13 protein-coding genes, 1 riboswitch and 1 other annotated feature are annotated in these 15,827 nt (G+C 43.8%); of the genes, 6 read left to right on the top strand and 7 right to left on the bottom strand.

The genetic code is table 11. The annotated features are described in order from the left end of the window. Positions 1 to 213 precede the first annotated feature (213 nt). Complete coding sequence (locus tag AB3112_RS03120) at positions 214 to 582, bottom strand: hypothetical protein (RefSeq protein ID WP_084975178.1); 369 nt, start codon at positions 580 to 582, stop codon at positions 214 to 216. Between the two features lie 127 nt (positions 583 to 709). Next, positions 710 to 1,414 (bottom strand): hypothetical protein, encoded by a 705-nt coding sequence (locus tag AB3112_RS03115; protein WP_367333945.1) that lies wholly within the window; start codon positions 1,412 to 1,414, stop codon positions 710 to 712. 123 nt (positions 1,415 to 1,537) lie between these two features. Beyond that, positions 1,538 to 1,621, top strand: a riboswitch (SMK box riboswitch). Between AB3112_RS03115 and metK the strand changes: the two genes are divergently transcribed. Together metK and AB3112_RS03105 are read left to right on the top strand one after the other, a co-directional pair. Beyond that, entirely contained in the window at positions 1,619 to 2,809 is a 1,191-nt protein-coding gene (gene metK / locus AB3112_RS03110; protein ID WP_057910500.1) for a methionine adenosyltransferase, read from the top strand. (Overlaps the previous riboswitch by 3 nt.) A 76-nt stretch (positions 2,810 to 2,885) precedes the next feature. Then, positions 2,886 to 4,364, top strand: a complete 1,479-nt coding sequence (locus AB3112_RS03105; RefSeq protein ID WP_084998564.1) for an MDR family MFS transporter — start codon at positions 2,886 to 2,888, stop codon at positions 4,362 to 4,364. On the opposite strand, the gene AB3112_RS03100 is transcribed toward AB3112_RS03105, so the two are convergent. Together AB3112_RS03100 and AB3112_RS03095 are read right to left on the bottom strand one after the other, a co-directional pair. Next, positions 4,361 to 4,936 carry a class I SAM-dependent methyltransferase gene (locus AB3112_RS03100; protein ID WP_367333944.1) on the bottom strand — a complete coding sequence of 192 codons (576 nt, stop codon included), beginning with the start codon at positions 4,934 to 4,936 and terminating at the stop codon, positions 4,361 to 4,363. The two genes, AB3112_RS03105 and AB3112_RS03100, sit on opposite strands and share 4 nt — an antisense overlap. Next, complete coding sequence (locus AB3112_RS03095; RefSeq protein ID WP_367333943.1) at positions 4,933 to 5,574, bottom strand: phosphatase PAP2 family protein; 642 nt, start codon at positions 5,572 to 5,574, stop codon at positions 4,933 to 4,935. The genes AB3112_RS03100 and AB3112_RS03095 overlap by 4 nt, the downstream gene beginning before the upstream one ends. Before the next feature lie 91 nt (positions 5,575 to 5,665). Then, positions 5,666 to 5,867 (top strand) — a binding site (T-box leader). A 70-nt stretch (positions 5,868 to 5,937) separates the two neighbouring features. On the opposite strand from AB3112_RS03095, the gene leuS reads away from it, so the two are divergent. Beyond that, complete coding sequence (gene leuS, locus AB3112_RS03090) at positions 5,938 to 8,358, top strand: leucine--tRNA ligase (protein WP_084975190.1); 2,421 nt, start codon at positions 5,938 to 5,940, stop codon at positions 8,356 to 8,358. A 218-nt stretch (positions 8,359 to 8,576) separates the two neighbouring features. Continuing rightward, positions 8,577 to 10,310: a DUF5776 domain-containing protein gene (locus AB3112_RS03085; protein ID WP_367333942.1), complete on the top strand. Its 1,734-nt coding sequence runs from the start codon at positions 8,577 to 8,579 to the stop codon at positions 10,308 to 10,310. Between the two features lie 130 nt (positions 10,311 to 10,440). On the opposite strand, the gene AB3112_RS03080 is transcribed toward AB3112_RS03085, so the two are convergent. Both AB3112_RS03080 and AB3112_RS03075 read right to left on the bottom strand, forming a co-directional pair. Then, on the bottom strand, positions 10,441 to 11,394 hold the full coding sequence (locus tag AB3112_RS03080; RefSeq protein ID WP_084998568.1) for an alpha/beta hydrolase: 954 nt from the start codon (positions 11,392 to 11,394) through the stop codon (positions 10,441 to 10,443). Continuing rightward, on the bottom strand, positions 11,391 to 12,419 hold the full coding sequence (locus tag AB3112_RS03075) for an acyltransferase family protein (RefSeq protein WP_084975196.1): 1,029 nt from the start codon (positions 12,417 to 12,419) through the stop codon (positions 11,391 to 11,393). The genes AB3112_RS03080 and AB3112_RS03075 overlap by 4 nt, the downstream gene beginning before the upstream one ends. A 205-nt stretch (positions 12,420 to 12,624) precedes the next feature. Between AB3112_RS03075 and AB3112_RS03070 the strand changes: the two genes are divergently transcribed. Next, positions 12,625 to 14,274, top strand: a complete 1,650-nt coding sequence (locus AB3112_RS03070) for a polysaccharide biosynthesis C-terminal domain-containing protein (RefSeq protein WP_367333941.1) — start codon at positions 12,625 to 12,627, stop codon at positions 14,272 to 14,274. Positions 14,275 to 14,375: 101 nt separating this feature from the next. Here AB3112_RS03070 and AB3112_RS03065 read toward each other — a convergent pair whose 3' ends face one another. After that, positions 14,376 to 15,215 carry an NAD(P)H-hydrate dehydratase gene (locus tag AB3112_RS03065; RefSeq protein WP_367333940.1) on the bottom strand — a complete coding sequence of 280 codons (840 nt, stop codon included), beginning with the start codon at positions 15,213 to 15,215 and terminating at the stop codon, positions 14,376 to 14,378. A 127-nt stretch (positions 15,216 to 15,342) separates the two neighbouring features. On the opposite strand from AB3112_RS03065, the gene AB3112_RS03060 reads away from it, so the two are divergent. Continuing rightward, positions 15,343 to 15,827: Sapep family Mn(2+)-dependent dipeptidase (locus AB3112_RS03060; protein WP_367333939.1), on the top strand; the 485-nt coding region annotated here is incomplete at its 3' end.

The raw sequence follows: 15,827 nt of genomic DNA, 5'->3' as shown, positions 1-15,827 counted from the left end.
TTTGGCAAGTGCCGATCAGGCCTGGTTTTATACGGTTGTTCTCACGTTATTGATGGTTGTTGTCATGATTTGGTACATTAAAAGAGACGGTCGCTTTCGCAAGTGACCATCTCTGAAATAATCGTTAAAACACCAAACTAGGTCTTTGAGCAAAACTTGCGTTTTACTCAAAGACCTAGTTTTTAGTTTGTTCAATTGTTAAATGTGGTTGATTTAAATCGCTGACAAGTGTTCCCCAAGCTGGGTGCCACCACTGTTGAAATGTTTAAGTGCTGCAATGGCGTTTGTGACATTGCCTCTTAAAATATCGTTGTGGTCAATCTCAATGATTTTAAAGTTCATCAAAAGTTCATCTGGAAGATCATCGATAATGCGCTTGTCCATCAAGATAATATCGGGACTTTGACTGGTTGGGTCGAAGAAATGGTCAGCGACGATGTCAACGTATAAATGCAGGGAAGTTAACTGCTTTTTTAATTGGTCACAGAAGTGTTGAATCAAGACATCGTCGACAATCGGGTTACCGGTTAATGAAGGTTGAATTTTTCCGATTCGGATGTCACCAACTACTTTAATATTCACGCTTTTCACCGCCTTACCAAGTTAATCAATTTACAATTATCTTACACGCTTGGCAGTGCGCTAGACGGATTATTGAGATTTCTTTTCGCAAAATTAATCATATTAACAAAATTATAATAAATGAACCTTAAAGAACGACCAACATTGAAAATAATAAAAATGAAATTCGCGACACATTGGCCCGTTTTTCGTGATTTCGCTGGTTGACCTTGGATTCGAAGAAAATGTAAAATGCCAACACAATTGTGATTAACAGCAGTTTAAAAAATGAAATTTCCAACGTCAAACATAACAGCAGGATGAGCACGCAGATGACGATCATTGAAAACTGGCTGCCTTTTTTCATGAATGCATAGTACGAAAAAAAGATGTTGGCAAAAATCATCAAGGTGATGTACATCAACGAGACCAGTGAAAAATAATGGTGGTATGAAAGATTAAATAAAAAGACCAGCCCGGTGCCGCTGATGAAGCCGTAGATAATCCAGCGACAGTGGGGTTCGTCGATAAATTTGCTTAACAACAGGACGTTGGCCAACAAAAAGTCAATCAGGATCAGCCAAATATTGACCGAAGCAGTTTTAAAATAGAGAAATCCCAAAAGAATCACTAAAAGTACGTCACTAACCGCAATCACGGAAAATGTCTTGATTGGACTGGAGACTTCGTTTAACAAAACCGCTAAAATCAGTCCGATTAAGGTGAGCTGACGAAGCTGCGGGTTGAGAAAAAATTGATTAAATGAAACGTTGGCAAACAGCATCCAGATGATTAAAAGTGAAATGATACGAAACCCGGACTGTGCCAAACTTGATCGATTAATGGTTAACAAGGGCATTCTCCTTCTTAAGTTTTCGAAAGATTGTTATAAAATTAATCGTAATGTTTTTCAGGGTGGGGGTCAACGACCAATTAAAAAATTGTTTACAAAATAAAATTTTTTATGATAAGATTGAAAAGTTATGAGTTCCCGATAGGATTCGCGCGCTGCGTGAAGAAGCCTTGTAACCTTAAAAATAAAGAGGGGGAAAATGAAATGCGTGAAAAACATTTATTTACTTCGGAATCAGTTTCAGAGGGCCATCCGGATAAGATTGCTGATCAAATCAGTGATGCAATTTTGGATGCCTTGTTAGCAAAGGACCCGGATGCCCGGGTTGCATGTGAGACATCAGTCACCACAGGACTGGTGTTTGTGTTTGGTGAAATTTCGACCACTGCCTATGTGGATATTCAAAAAGTGGTTCGAAACACAATTAAGCGAATTGGCTATACCCATGGTCGTTATGGCTTTGACGGTGATTCATGTGCTGTCATTGTGGCCCTGGATGGTCAATCGCCGGATATTGCCCTTGGCGTTGACGACGCGTTGGAACAACGTGAAGGTAACAACGATCCACTCGACCAGATTGGTGCCGGGGATCAGGGCTTGATGTTTGGTTATGCCATTAACGAAACACCAGAATTGATGCCGCTCCCAATCTCTTTATCTCATCAGCTGATGAGAAAACAAGCATCCCTGCGTAAGAGTGGCGAAATCGGTTACCTCGGCCCGGATGCCAAAGCCGAAGTAACGGTTGAATACAATGATGACGGAAAGCCGGAACGGGTTGATACGGTCGTTTTAAGTACCCAACACGACGATGGTGTTCGCTTGGACCAGGTTCGAAATGACGTGATCAATCAGATCATTAAGCAGGTTATTCCTGCCAAGTATCTTGACGATAAGACTCGTTATTTGGTTAACCCAACCGGCCGTTTTGTCATCGGTGGCCCTCAAGGGGATGCCGGCTTGACCGGCCGAAAGATTATCGTTGATACTTACGGCGGTTTTGCCCACCATGGTGGTGGCGCATTTTCCGGCAAGGACGCAACCAAGGTTGACCGTTCCGCCAGTTATGCAGCCCGCTACATTGCCAAAAACATTGTCGCTGCCGGGTTGGCTGATGAAGCAGAAATCCAGTTAGCCTATGCAATTGGTGTTGCCAAGCCGGTATCGATCGACATCAATACTTTTGGAACTGGCAAAGTTCCGGAAGAAAAGTTGATCGATGCTACTCGGGCCATGTTTGATTTACGACCTGCAGGAATTATTAAGATGCTTGATTTGAAGCGACCGATTTATGAACAAACGGCTGCTTACGGCCACTTTGGAAGAACCGATATTGATCTTCCTTGGGAACATACCGATAAAGTTGATGCGTTAAAAGATTATTTCAAGTTATAAACAGCTGACAAGCAAAACGCCCTTGAAAATTCAAGGGCATTTTTTTGTTTAATTTAGAGAAAAAAGGGGTCATTTCATGACGAAAACAGCGACAAAAAGTAACGTGACATTAGTGACAATCGCTCTGTTCATTGCCACTTTTATGGCAGCGATCGAAGGAACCATTGTTTCAACGGCCATGCCGACTATCGTTGGTGATTTGCGTGGGGTTTCCCTCATGAACTGGGTCTTTTCGATCTTTTTACTTACCAACGCAATTGCGACACCAATCTACGGGAAATTAGCCGATAGTTTTGGTCGCAAGCCGATGTTTATTGTAGGAATCCTGATTTTCATTTTTGGTTCGGTGATGTCTGGACTTTCCCATTCAATGTTGGTTTTAATCTTTTGGCGGGCCATTCAGGGAATTGGTGCCGGATCGATTATGCCAATTTCAAATACAATTATCGCGGACATCTATCCATTGGAAAAACGCGCTCAGGTGCTGGGACTAAACTCGTCAGCATGGGGGATTGCTTCCGTTATCGCCCCGCTGTTGGGTGGCTTTATTGTTGATCGTTTGAGCTGGCACTGGATCTTTTTTATTAACCTGCCAATTGGTTTGATTGTGATGGTAATGGTGCAATTTTTCCTCCACGAAGAAAAACAGCATGCCTCGACTAAAATGGATATTGCCGGCACCAGTTGGCTCACAGTCATGTTACTGGCAGTCATGTACGCGTTTCAATTAGTCGGCCAGGATCCGATTAATTGGAAGATTGTTGCCGTCTGCTTTTTGGTCGCTATTATTTCCTTTGTGATGTTTATCAGAACGGAACGCCTGGCCAAAGACCCGTTAATTCCAATGGAGCTGTTTGACAACCGGACGTTTGTTGTTCAAAACATCGTGGTTTTTCTGGTCAGTGGCTTTCTGATCGGCTATGAAGTTTATTTGCCCGATTGGACGCAGGGAATACTCGGACTGAGGGCCTCCATGGCTGGTTTCGCGGTTACCCCAAGTTCATTGATGTGGATCGTCGGGTCGTTTCTTGCCGGCAAATTGTTAGCCAAGACGTCACCGTATCGAATTATTAACCTCAGTTTGTTCTTTATCCTGGTGGGTGCCGTTATTATGGTCCTTATTCCGGCCTATACGCCGTTTGTGGCCTTTTTAGGCATTTCAATGATCGTTGGTACCGGATTCGGTTTAACGGTCACTACGTCGATTATCAGCGTCCAAAACGAAGTTAAGCCCACTCAAATTGGGGTGGCGACTTCATTTAATACGCTTTGCCGAACCCTTGGACAAACCTTGATGATTTCAGTATTTGGCATTGTCATGAACACGACGATGTTACGAGGTGTCCGCCAAACTGATGGGACATCGCTTAAGATGATGGACAAGCTGATTAATCCGTTGACCGCCCACGAATTAGGTGAAAAAGTGTTACCTCATTTGCGAGAAATTCTGTATAACTCATTGCACAATGTGTTTGTCGTCGGTCTGATTTTAATTGTCATCGCTTATGCAGTTAATTTAGCTGACCGGCGCAATAAAAAACAGCGAATCAATTAATCGATACGCTGAATGGCCATCAAAATCGGTGGCCAATGGGTTTGATTTAAAAAGCTATACTCTAAAACACTGTACCGTTTTTGGTCTAGTTGACTGCCAAATTCGAGGACGGTGTTTTTTTCGCGTTCACCGCCTGGATGGCCATAGTAGGCAACCACAATGATCAGCCCATTATGAGCCAGGTGATTTAAACAACCCTTAATTGCCTCAATCGTGGTTTCCGGATAGGTGACGATCGTTTTATCGCCCCCTGGTAAATAACCAAGATTGAAAATGGCTGCTGAAATCATGGTTTGGTAGGGCAGAATTTCATCCACTTTTGAATGACTGATATTATATAAAAAAATGTTTTTAGCACTGGGCGGAGTTTTGCGAAGCAGCGCCTTGGTATTTTCAATTGCCTGGGCCTGAATATCAAATCCATAGACGGTCCCGTCCGTGCCGACCAAATTGGCTAAAAACAGGGTATCGTGACCATTTCCAACGGTGCAGTCAACGACCGTATCGCCATAACTGACCACTTGCGATAACAGTTCGTGGCTGAAGTCCAGTGCGGATAATAACTGTTTCATGCAATCCCACCTCCAAATCGATTAAAGCAATAACGTGAGATGGCTAATGTTACGAAGCCTAAACTCCAACCACCCAAGACGTCACTGGCAAAGTGCACCCCGACATAGATCCGGCTGATGCCAATCCCCAAAATAATGATTGCCAGCAAAATCCCCACAATCAGCTTGGTCGTTGCGCTTTTCAAGAGTCGGTTGGCGATCAGGATTAGACTGCCGGCAATGAGCATGATACTCATTGAATGGCCGCTGGGAAAGCTGCTTGAATGAACAGTGACCATGTGGGGTAACGTTGGCCGCGGGCGATTAATGAAGTGTTTGACTAAAACGTTGACGGGTCCAGCTAGGAGTACGCCATTAATTAAGAGGAACAGTGCCGCTTTAATTCGGCGGACTAAAAATAAAATCAATCCCGCCCCGACCGTAAAGCCGAGTAACGAAGTAAAGTTGCCAAATTTAGTAAAATGAATCATAAAAGTCGATAGCCCTGGACTGATAAATCTTCGGACTGCGTGACCAAAGTATTGATCAAACGTGTGAATCCAGGTCTGGTGAAACAAGACGCCATAAGCCAACATCAGAAAGATGACCAGGGAAACGCCGGCCGTTAAATTAAATCCTAATTGAGATTGTTTTTTCATGTTTTTCACTCCAATATCTAAAATTATAGCACGCTGGGCAGTTGTTTTTTACTGAACGTTTTGTTATGATAATAGGCAATAATTTCAATTTGTGAAAATGCAGAGACGAATTAGTAACTAACGACCTGTTATCCAGAAACTGAGTGGGTGCTGCGAACTCAGAGCAAGTGGTGGTGAACTCATCGTCGAGTGCCTGGCCGAACAAAGTAAGCCACGCCGGTTTATCGCCGTTATTGATCCGAGTGCTCAAGTAATTGAGAATATAGGTGGTACCGCGATAAATCGTCCTATAAGAAGCCCAGTGTGGTTTCTTATGGGACTTTTTTCATATCTTGAAAAATATTGAAAGGTGGCAATTGCAAAATGGCATACAATCATGAGGTAATTGAGCGAAAATGGCAACATTATTGGAAAGAACATAAAACATTTAAGACGACAGAAAATGCCGACAAAGAGAAATACTATGTCTTGGACATGTTTCCTTATCCATCAGGTCAGGGACTTCACGTTGGCCATCCAGAAGGCTACACGGCGACAGATATTATGGCCAGAATGAAACGCATGCAGGGCAAAAATGTTCTTCATCCAATGGGATGGGATGCGTTTGGATTACCCGCTGAACAGTATGCGTTAAAGACCGGCCACAATCCACGGGATTTCACGGCGAAAAATATTAAGACCTTCAAGCGCCAGATTCGGTCGCTTGGATTTTCATATGATTGGGATCGTGAAATTAATACCACGGATCCAAGCTACTACAAGTGGACACAATGGATTTTTGAACAGCTTTACAAGCGTGGTTTAGCTTATGAAGATAACATTGAAGTCAACTGGGCTCCAGACTTCATGGGGGGTACCGTGGTTGCCAACGAAGAAGTTGTTGACGGCAAAACGGAACGTGGCGGTTACCCAGTATACCGTGTCCCAATGCGTCAGTGGGTCTTAAAGATTACCGCATATGCCGACCGCTTAATTGACGATCTCGATGACCTGGATTGGCCGGAAAGCATCAAGGAACAGCAACGCAATTGGATTGGCCGTTCACGAGGCGCTAGTGTTTTCTTCGGTGTTAAAGGCCATCCGGATGATCAAGTCGAGGTCTTCACGACTCGTCCAGATACTCTTTTTGGCGCTACATACATGGTTTTGGCTCCTGAACATGAGTTGGTGGCAAAGATTACCACGCCGGAACAAGCCGATCAGGTAAAGGCTTATCAAGAAGAAGTTTCTCGTAAATCTGACTTGGAACGAACGGATTTAAACAAAGATAAGAGTGGGGTATTTACCGGGGCTTACGGAATTAACCCAATGAACGGCAAGGAAGTGCCAATTTGGATTGGTGATTACGTCCTTGAATCATATGGAACCGGTGCAATTATGGCCGTTCCTGCTCATGACGATCGTGACTATGATTTTGCCAAGAAATTCGGTCTGCCAATTGTGCCGGTTATTGAAGGTGGTAATACCGATGAAGCCGCATTTACCGGCGATGGTCCCCACTTTAATTCAGGGTTCCTTGACGGCATGGGCAAAGACGAGGCTATCAAAGCAGCGATCGATTGGCTAACCGAACATAAGGCCGGTCACGAAAAGGTCAACTACCGACTTCGAGACTGGATTTTCAGCCGTCAACGCTACTGGGGTGAACCAATTCCGGTAATTCACTGGGAAGATGGCGAAACCACGCTGGTTCCGGAAGATGAATTACCACTTCGCTTACCAAAAGCCAAGGATATTCAAACTTCCGGCGGTAAAGAAAGCCCACTTGCTAATTTGAATGACTGGGTGAATGTCGTTGATGAAAATGGCCGCAAAGGGAAACGAGAAACCAACACCATGCCGCAATGGGCTGGAAGCTCATGGTACTGGTTGCGTTACATGGATCCTCATAACAACAAAGCGATTGCGTCTCCTGAAAAGTTGAAATATTGGTCACCGGTTGATCTCTATGTCGGTGGTGCCGAGCATGCGGTACTACATTTGCTATACGCAAGATTCTGGCATAAGTTCCTTTATGATTTAGGAGTTGTGCCAACCAAAGAACCATTCCAGAAGCTGGTTAACCAAGGGATGATTTTGGGAACCAACCACGAAAAGATGTCTAAATCAAAGGGAAATGTGATCAACCCGGATGACATCGTTGACGAATATGGTGCCGATACGCTGCGGGTTTATGAAATGTTCATGGGCCCAATTGACGCTGCCAAGCCTTGGAGTACTGAAGGAATTCATGGTGCCTACCATTGGCTCGACCGGGTCTGGCGCTTGTTGATTGACGATAATAACCATCTGCGTGATCGTGTGACGACCATTAATGATGGCAAGCTCGACAAAATTTACAACCAAACCGTCAAAATTGTGTCTGATGATTTTAGTCACATGCGATTTAACGTCGGCATTTCTCAGATGATGGTCTTCGTTAACGACGCCTATAAGGCTGATTCGCTGCCAATCGACTACATGGAAGGCTTCGTTAAATTGTTGTCACCAGTTGCTCCACATATTGCTGAAGAGTTGTGGAGCCTCCTAGGACATGATGAGACAATTACGTATGAAGCTTGGCCAACTTACGATGCTTCCAAGCTGGTTGAAAACACCGTTCAAATGGTAGTTCAAGTCAACGGTAAAGTCCGTTCACACATTGAGATCGACCGTGATGCAGCTCAGGATCAAGTTGAAAAAGCAGTTAAACAAGATGAAAATGTTGAAAAGTATCTTGAAGGCAAGACGATTCGTAAGGTCATTGTAATTCCAAATAAAATTGTGAATATTGTTGTTGGATAAGTGACTGATGCGGTCGGAAGATAACTTTTGGCGCACAGTTTACCTGAGGCATATTTGAACAAATCGGGCTGGGACATGAATTCGTGTCTCAGCCTTTTTGTTTAGAAAAAAATCAAAATAATCAGAAAAATAAAAAAATATCCAGCGTTTCTTGCGTATATATAATTATGAACGGGACGAGAGGGCCTGTTTGAATTAAATATAAAGGGGAAACGATTATGAATTATTTGAAGCGACAAAGAGTTAAGTATTTGGCACCAGTTGTTTTGGCAACCATTGGCGGTATGATGTTGTGGCAATCACCGACTTTAGTCAAGGCGGATGCCCAAGAACAGCGTACGGCCATTAAAACGCAACAGGTCACATTTTACGTTCAGCCACAGTATCAGCTTGATCGAGATGGCAGCTGGGCAAATGTACCCGGCACCAGGCCGATTAAAATGACTGGAACTGTTGGAGAAAAGTTTGAAGCACCAGCATTGAAGAATTATGTTCCTGCCAATTCAGAGTCCAATCTAGTGCCGAAGACCAATCAAAGTCAGGGCGATCCAATTAAGATCCGCTATCGGTCGCAAAGTACGGGGCTATATACCGCAACCGTCAATATTAATTACGTTGAGAGTAAAAAACGCTATGTTATGTCAACAGACATTAAGACACTGCACTATGCCGATAAGGTCACGCTTGTTCCCAAACAAATTGAAGGTTATATACTAGATAACGTTGAGCTTCCGAACCAATATTTTGTCAAGAATCCGGACAATTCAGTCACGTTTACGTTCCAGGAATTAAAAGATCCGACCTATAAAGTGACGTTCTTCTATCTGCCAAAGGGCGAACAGGGAACAGCGCGCACAGAACCTGCAGAACCAACAAAACAGGCACCCTCCCAGCATGTCGTGGGTGAAACAACGAGCGAAGTCTCGATTTCAAACTTACCTAAACCACTCACCCCGCAGCAACCTGAAGTTGCATCCACCGGTCAGATTCCTTCTAAGAACGAAAAGTCTGATGGCCAAACTAAGGAGCTGGTGGTTGATCACGGAAAGCCGATCCAGCCAGTTACCAAACACCTGGCAGCAACGGATAAACCCGTAACAGAGGCGACTAACGTTGATAGTCAGCCGCGTCGGAACAAAACTGAGCAGACCCAAAAAGAAATCAGCGTCAATAATCAGGATAAGCATAAGCCAGCGGTTCCGGAGTTGCGCCCAGCGCCCCGAGATCACAAAACAGCTAACGTGGTGTCACAGTGCTCAGTGAGGTCCGTTGTCACACCAAATCAGACGTCAAACAAGCCATCTGAGACTGTTCAAATGCCAACAAAATCAACAGCAGATCTCGTCATGAAATCAACTGTAACTACAAAAACCGCAAAGACGGAACGCAACGGTGAAAAATCTGCGGTCAAAGGTTCTCAAACACATGAAAAGTCGTCAACACTGACGCGGTCGAACATGGTTTCGGAAAAGGCTGGCAAACTTGTTTCAAAAGGGACGGTTGTTTATGCGCTAAAACGAATTGGTTTATACAAGTCAGTTAACTTTGCCAAATATAACCGGTTATTTAGTTACGCCAAACAAAAGCGCCACTCCCGGCCAATGTTTGTGGTGACCGGATATGCCAGATCGAAGAATGGCCAGCTTCGATATCGGGTCCGTGATGTTAATCATTTGAGACGCTCTGATGGCAAACGTGGGTATATCACCGCAAATGAGCAGTATGTCCGCCCAGTGTACTATCAAGGCAAACACACAAAAATTAGAGTGATCAATCCAAGGGGCGTTAAGGGATACCGTCACCAAAATTTAACTGGTCACGTCACAACTTATCGCTATGGAAAGCTGGTGAGACCCGTCAAAATTGTGCGTTATCATTTGACAACCCGTTTTGTCTTAAAAAATGGTCAATACATCACGGCCAACCGCAAATTGGTCAAATCAGTGCATTAGGAAACGGCCTTTTGGCACACGTTTTGGCTATATAAAATTGAAAAAGCAAGGGGCTGTTGGCAAAACGTTAGTTTTGTCACAGCCCCTTGCTCATTTAGTTGATATGGTTGGTACGGATGTCGATTTGAGATTATTGCATCAATTCACTTGCCGAATTGTCGCGGTAATTTTTATCCCAGAGAAATTCGGTTAATATTTTATTGACTGCCATATTGTTGTTGTGCAACGCACTGTGTTGGGCTTTGTCGCCAAACGCCTCAAATGTTTGGTAAAAGCTGACATGGTCGCGTAAAATATATCCCAGTGAAAGGGCGGATGCGGTTGTGACCACACCGTCTGAATTCGAACCGTCACCCAAATTACCATAGATGTTTAATACCCTGGCTTGATGCGGAAAGTTCTTTCGCAATCGATACAGTAGGCGATATTCAGGGTGAATAATTTTAGGTTTTCCAGTTGCTAAAATTCGATTTTGGTTTGGCGCATCATCCCATAACTGCATTAATGGACCAGAAGTGGGTTGGTTGGATTTATGATTATCCATAATGCCATCGTACGGACCGGCAATGACGCATAACTTGTTCGCCCGAGGGACGTCTTTGTTGTTTCCATTCATCAAATTATAGTAGATGACCGCGTAAGCACCCATGGAGTGGCCGACAAAATTCAGTTGATTCACGTGGTACTTATTCTTGAACATCTTACAAACTTTGGTGAGCCAGTGGGCATACTGAACCTCTCCAGCTCGATTATTGTCCATTCGAACTAAAATAATCGGGTTGACCATCCATTTCTTGATTGTGCCGGTAACCTTTAGTTTTCCGTTAGGTCGAACATGAATAATCATCCGCCGCGATGCAGCGCCACTGACTTCGGCAGCCGAAACCATATCTTTTTCGGAACGGAGTGAACTGCTCCAACCGTGAAGAAAAATCGTCGGCGTATTTGAAGTCACATACTGTGTTTTGAGTTGATCTTGTGCCCGTTGAGTCTGCCAAATATTGAAACCGAAGCTCAAGATAAGAATGCCGCCTATTAAAAAGTATAGTATTTGCCATTTTCTTGAGCGCCGATAATTTATCAACTAGCTGACCGCCTTATTTGAGAATTCTTGAATCGTTGTTTGATGAAGCCGTACAGCAGCGATAAAGCAAACGAAATTAGGACCGCTAGAACTGTTTCCATGATCGCACCGTTATAGCCGGCTTCATCAATAATATCAATAACCGCTTTATGAAGGAACATGATCCCCAATGTTTGCTGGCCCAATAGTTGAACCGGCTTAATGATAAATTGGGGCATAAATTTACAGAAATAATAGCTGGCACTAAATACCACCAGACAGACAATAATTGGAATAAAAGTCACGTAAGAAACCCGTGAGATTGCAATGTGGTGATAGGATGCGTGAATGATCTTCGACTTTAAGAAAAGTGCAAAGTTGAAACGGTCCATGTGCTGCATCCAAAATAACCAGACAGTCAGCATGGTTGCCGGAATAATCACCCAGAGATCCTTTACTAGTTGCTGAATCTTGTGGAAATATAAATAGCCAAATATCATGAAGAACATCGCAATAAAGGCAACATCCAAATCCCAAGGAACATATTTATATGACAAGAAGTAAATATGTTTGTAACTTGTTGAAATAATTAACGATGAAAAGGCAACGATTATTTGTGCTTCCCGGTTTTTAACGTATGTAATGACAATTGAGGTAAAGACCAGGGCCAACAGGTAAACGTTGATGTACCAAAAGACACTTAAATAATGATTGAGCGTTCGGCCACCATACAGTAGACGTGCAAAGTAGAAGATGGTGTAAGACCAGCTTTCACCGCGGATAAAGTGTGAAAGTATGATTAAAAAACTTCCACAAATCAAATATGAAATGAGCAACGGCAGGATTCGTTTTTTGAAAAATCCCATCCAGTCATTATTCACAATTGGTTTTAAGAAAAACCCTCCCATGATGAAGAAGATCGGCATATGCCACCAATAAAGAAAATGGAACATGGTTCCGTGCCGTGTCATGGCGTGACCAAAGACAACGGCTACGATACCGACTGCTTTGGCGACGTCAATCCACTCGATTCTTTTTTTACTCACAAGCGTTTCACCTCGAAAATTATTAAGACCATATATAAAAATATTCTAGTGCATTTAGGGCATCTCTGACAACACTTTTTCATTACATCGCTGTAAATCAATTGATGCTTAAGTAATTTTTAATATCTCCAGCGGTTATTGCTATTCATTAATATCTTGATTAGAATAAGGCGAGTATTAAAAGTAAACGAAAGTAGGAACGATGATGATTGATAACAATCCAAATCAGTCGGAAAGATCTCGGGATGTCATGCTGTCAGGATCCGCATGGATGACGGCCGGCAGTATTTTAAGCCGGTTTCTTGGCGCTGTTTATATCATCCCCTGGGGGATTTGGTTTGGCAACTATTTTTTCCGGGCAAACGCCCTTTATGGACTGGGTTATAACATTTACAGCTTTTTCCTAATCGCCGCAATTGCCGGGATTCCTTCAGCAATTGCCAAGCAGGTTGCGCATTATAATGCCCTTAATGAGTATGGTGTCGGCGTGCGGTTATACAAGCGTGGGTTAGTGCTGGCAGTTGGGACTGGGGCAATTTGTGCGCTATTTCTATACTTCGGTGCGCCATTGATTGATGGTGGCAATCCAAATGTCATTCCCGTCCTTCATTCGTTGGCCTGGGCCATTTTGATTATTCCAACCATGAGTTTAACCCGTGGTTATTTCCAGGGTTATCAACAAATGGCACCATCAGCGATCTCACAATTTGTTGAGCAGCTTGCCCGAGTGGCCTATATGCTGATTACCGCCTTTATTATCATGCGGTTATTTCACGGCAGTTGGGTCCATGCGGTATCGCAATCCACTTTTGCAGCGTTCGTTGGAGCGGTCGCCGGCTTGATCACCCTTGGTGTGTATTACCTCAGACGGCGGGAAGACTTTCGGTCGTTGGTCAAAAACAGCAGCAATGACATCCATGTTGAAGCAAAACAATTATACCAAGAAATCATTGCGCAAGCAGTTCCGTTTGTCATTTTGGGAGCTGGCATTACGATTTTTATGTTAATTGATCAGTTTACCTTCTTCAAAATTATGAATATTGCAACTCACTATACCTATACAACATTGTCAGATTTATACGCCATGTTTGCGGTTAACTCGAATAAATTGATCATGATCACGATTTCGTTGTCATCCGCTTTGGCAATAACAGCCGTTCCATTGTTATCCGAGGCTTTAACGAATGGGGATCAGGATCAAATTAAACACCAAAATTCCAATGTCTTGGCATTATTTATGTTTGTGATGATTCCCGCCGCATTGGGGATGGCAGCCATTGCCGGACCGCTCAACCGAGTCTTTTACGGCACTAATCAGCAGGCATTGGGCGCCAATATCTTGACATTTTCATCAATTATTTCGATTCCGATGGGACTCTTCGTTGTGGTGTCAGCAGTTATGCAGGGGCTTTCCCAGAATAAACGGGCGGTGAAGTTTTTTGCGATGGGGACCGTTGTCAAACTGGTCCTCCAGTGGCCGTGCACTTATTATTTGGGCGCCTTTGGGCCGCTTTTGTCCACCGGGATTGGCTTAATGGTCGCTAACTGGCTGATATTGCGGTACTTAAACCGCCACTTTGGGTTTGACAAAAATATGTTGGATATCGGATTTAGGAAAATCACCAAGTATTCGTTGTTTATGTACGTGGCCGCGCTGGGCACAGTCTACGGACTGAATTTCGTGTTCAATTTGTTCAGTAATCCATTTGGCCGGGTTGTCAGTTTGATTGTCACGTTAGCGGCAGTTGTTATCGGCGGTTTGATTTATATTTATTTAGCACTCAAGAGTCGCATTGCCGATATGATACTGGGGCCCAGAAGTGAAGGATTGAGACGATTGCTGAAAATTAACTAGTCGTGATGAGATTAAAATTCAGTGGTGGCAAATAACGATTAGAGCTGAAAGAGGGCGGCACAAAACGTTTCGTTTTGTCCGTCCTCTTTGGTTTATCGTCGTTAATTTGCTTGGTTTTTATGCATAAATTTTGGCAGTGCCTCACTAATTTGATGGGGTAAAACGACATACTGCTTTTCGGCCAATTTATCGGCGATTGCGCTGTGACTGTAAACGGCGGCCAAGACGGCTTTTGGCGTATCTCTGAATTGGGCAGCAAATCCGCCAACCATCCCGGCAAGCGTATCGCCCATGCCACCAGTTGCCTGAGCCGGGGTCCCACCGGTATTTTCGTATATCTGGTCATTGGCATAAACCTGCGTCCGGTGAGATTTGACGACGACAATTGCGTTCAGTTTTTGAGCTGCTGCTTGATTCTCTTGCGGGGTTTGGTCGGCCATTTGAATGCCGGATACCCGTTGCCATTCCATCTGGTGAGGCGTCAAAACATTGATCGAATCTTGTGGTAGCGCCAATTTGTTAGCTGCAAGTAACGTCAGAGCGGAGCCGTCGATCACAAAAATTTGCCCCGGCTTGGCTAGTTGGAAAGTTTTCGTCAATAAATCAAAGGCCTGATTATCGGTGCCAAGTCCCGGTCCAATGACGACAACGTTTGCGGCTTGGATAATCGGCGCCGCTTGTTCAAATTGGTTCCAGTCAACAAACATGGCTTCAGGCAGCCAATCATGGAGGCTGGTCTGATTTGTCTGGTCGGTAATCGTTGTCACCAAGCCGGCGCCGGAATAAACGGCTGCAAGCGAAGCCATGATAATTGCCCCGCCAAAGTTATGACTGCCGCCGATTAAGGCAATTTTGCCGTAAGTCCCTTTAAAACTATCGGCAGGACGTTTTTGAATAACCGTATTTAAAATAGTTTGGGTGATTTTTTTAACTTTTACCATATTTCAGATCTCCTATCAAATCTGTATTCAAATTCATTATAGCATTTCGTCGAGTTGGTCTATCTCAAACGTCGGTACCGGATTGTGATAAAATTAAACTATAAGAAATGAACGGGAGCGAAATGAAATGACAATTGATTGGAAACAGACGGCTCAAGATTACAAACAAGCTTATTTAAACGACCTTAAAGAATTAATCAGCATTAAAAGTGTTCGGGATGATGACCATCAAACAAAGGACTATCCGTTGGGTGAAGGGCCAACTAAAGCCATGCTGAAGTTTTTATCTTTCGCTGAGCGTGACGGTTTCACTACCAAAAACTTGGATAATATCGTTGGCTATATTGAATATGGATCCGGTGAGAAGACCATGGCACTGCAGGCCCATGCGGACGTGATGCCAGCCGGGGATGGTTGGGAAACCGATCCGTTTGAAATGGTTGAAAAAGATGGTTTGGTCTTTGGCCGTGGTACATCCGATGACAAGGGACCAGCTTTGGCCGCTTATTACGGGTTGAAAATGCTAAAGGATCATAGCTTTATGCCTCACACCAAAATTCGTTTGATTATCGGGACTGATGAGGAAAGCGATTGGACCGGTATGAAACACTA

This window comes from Lentilactobacillus sp., assembly GCF_040773105.1.
In the GTDB taxonomy this organism is placed as follows: Bacteria; Bacillota; Bacilli; order Lactobacillales; family Lactobacillaceae; genus Lentilactobacillus; species Lentilactobacillus parabuchneri.
Note: the sequence above shows the minus strand (reverse complement) of the source record. Positions and strands in the feature narration are given on the sequence as shown.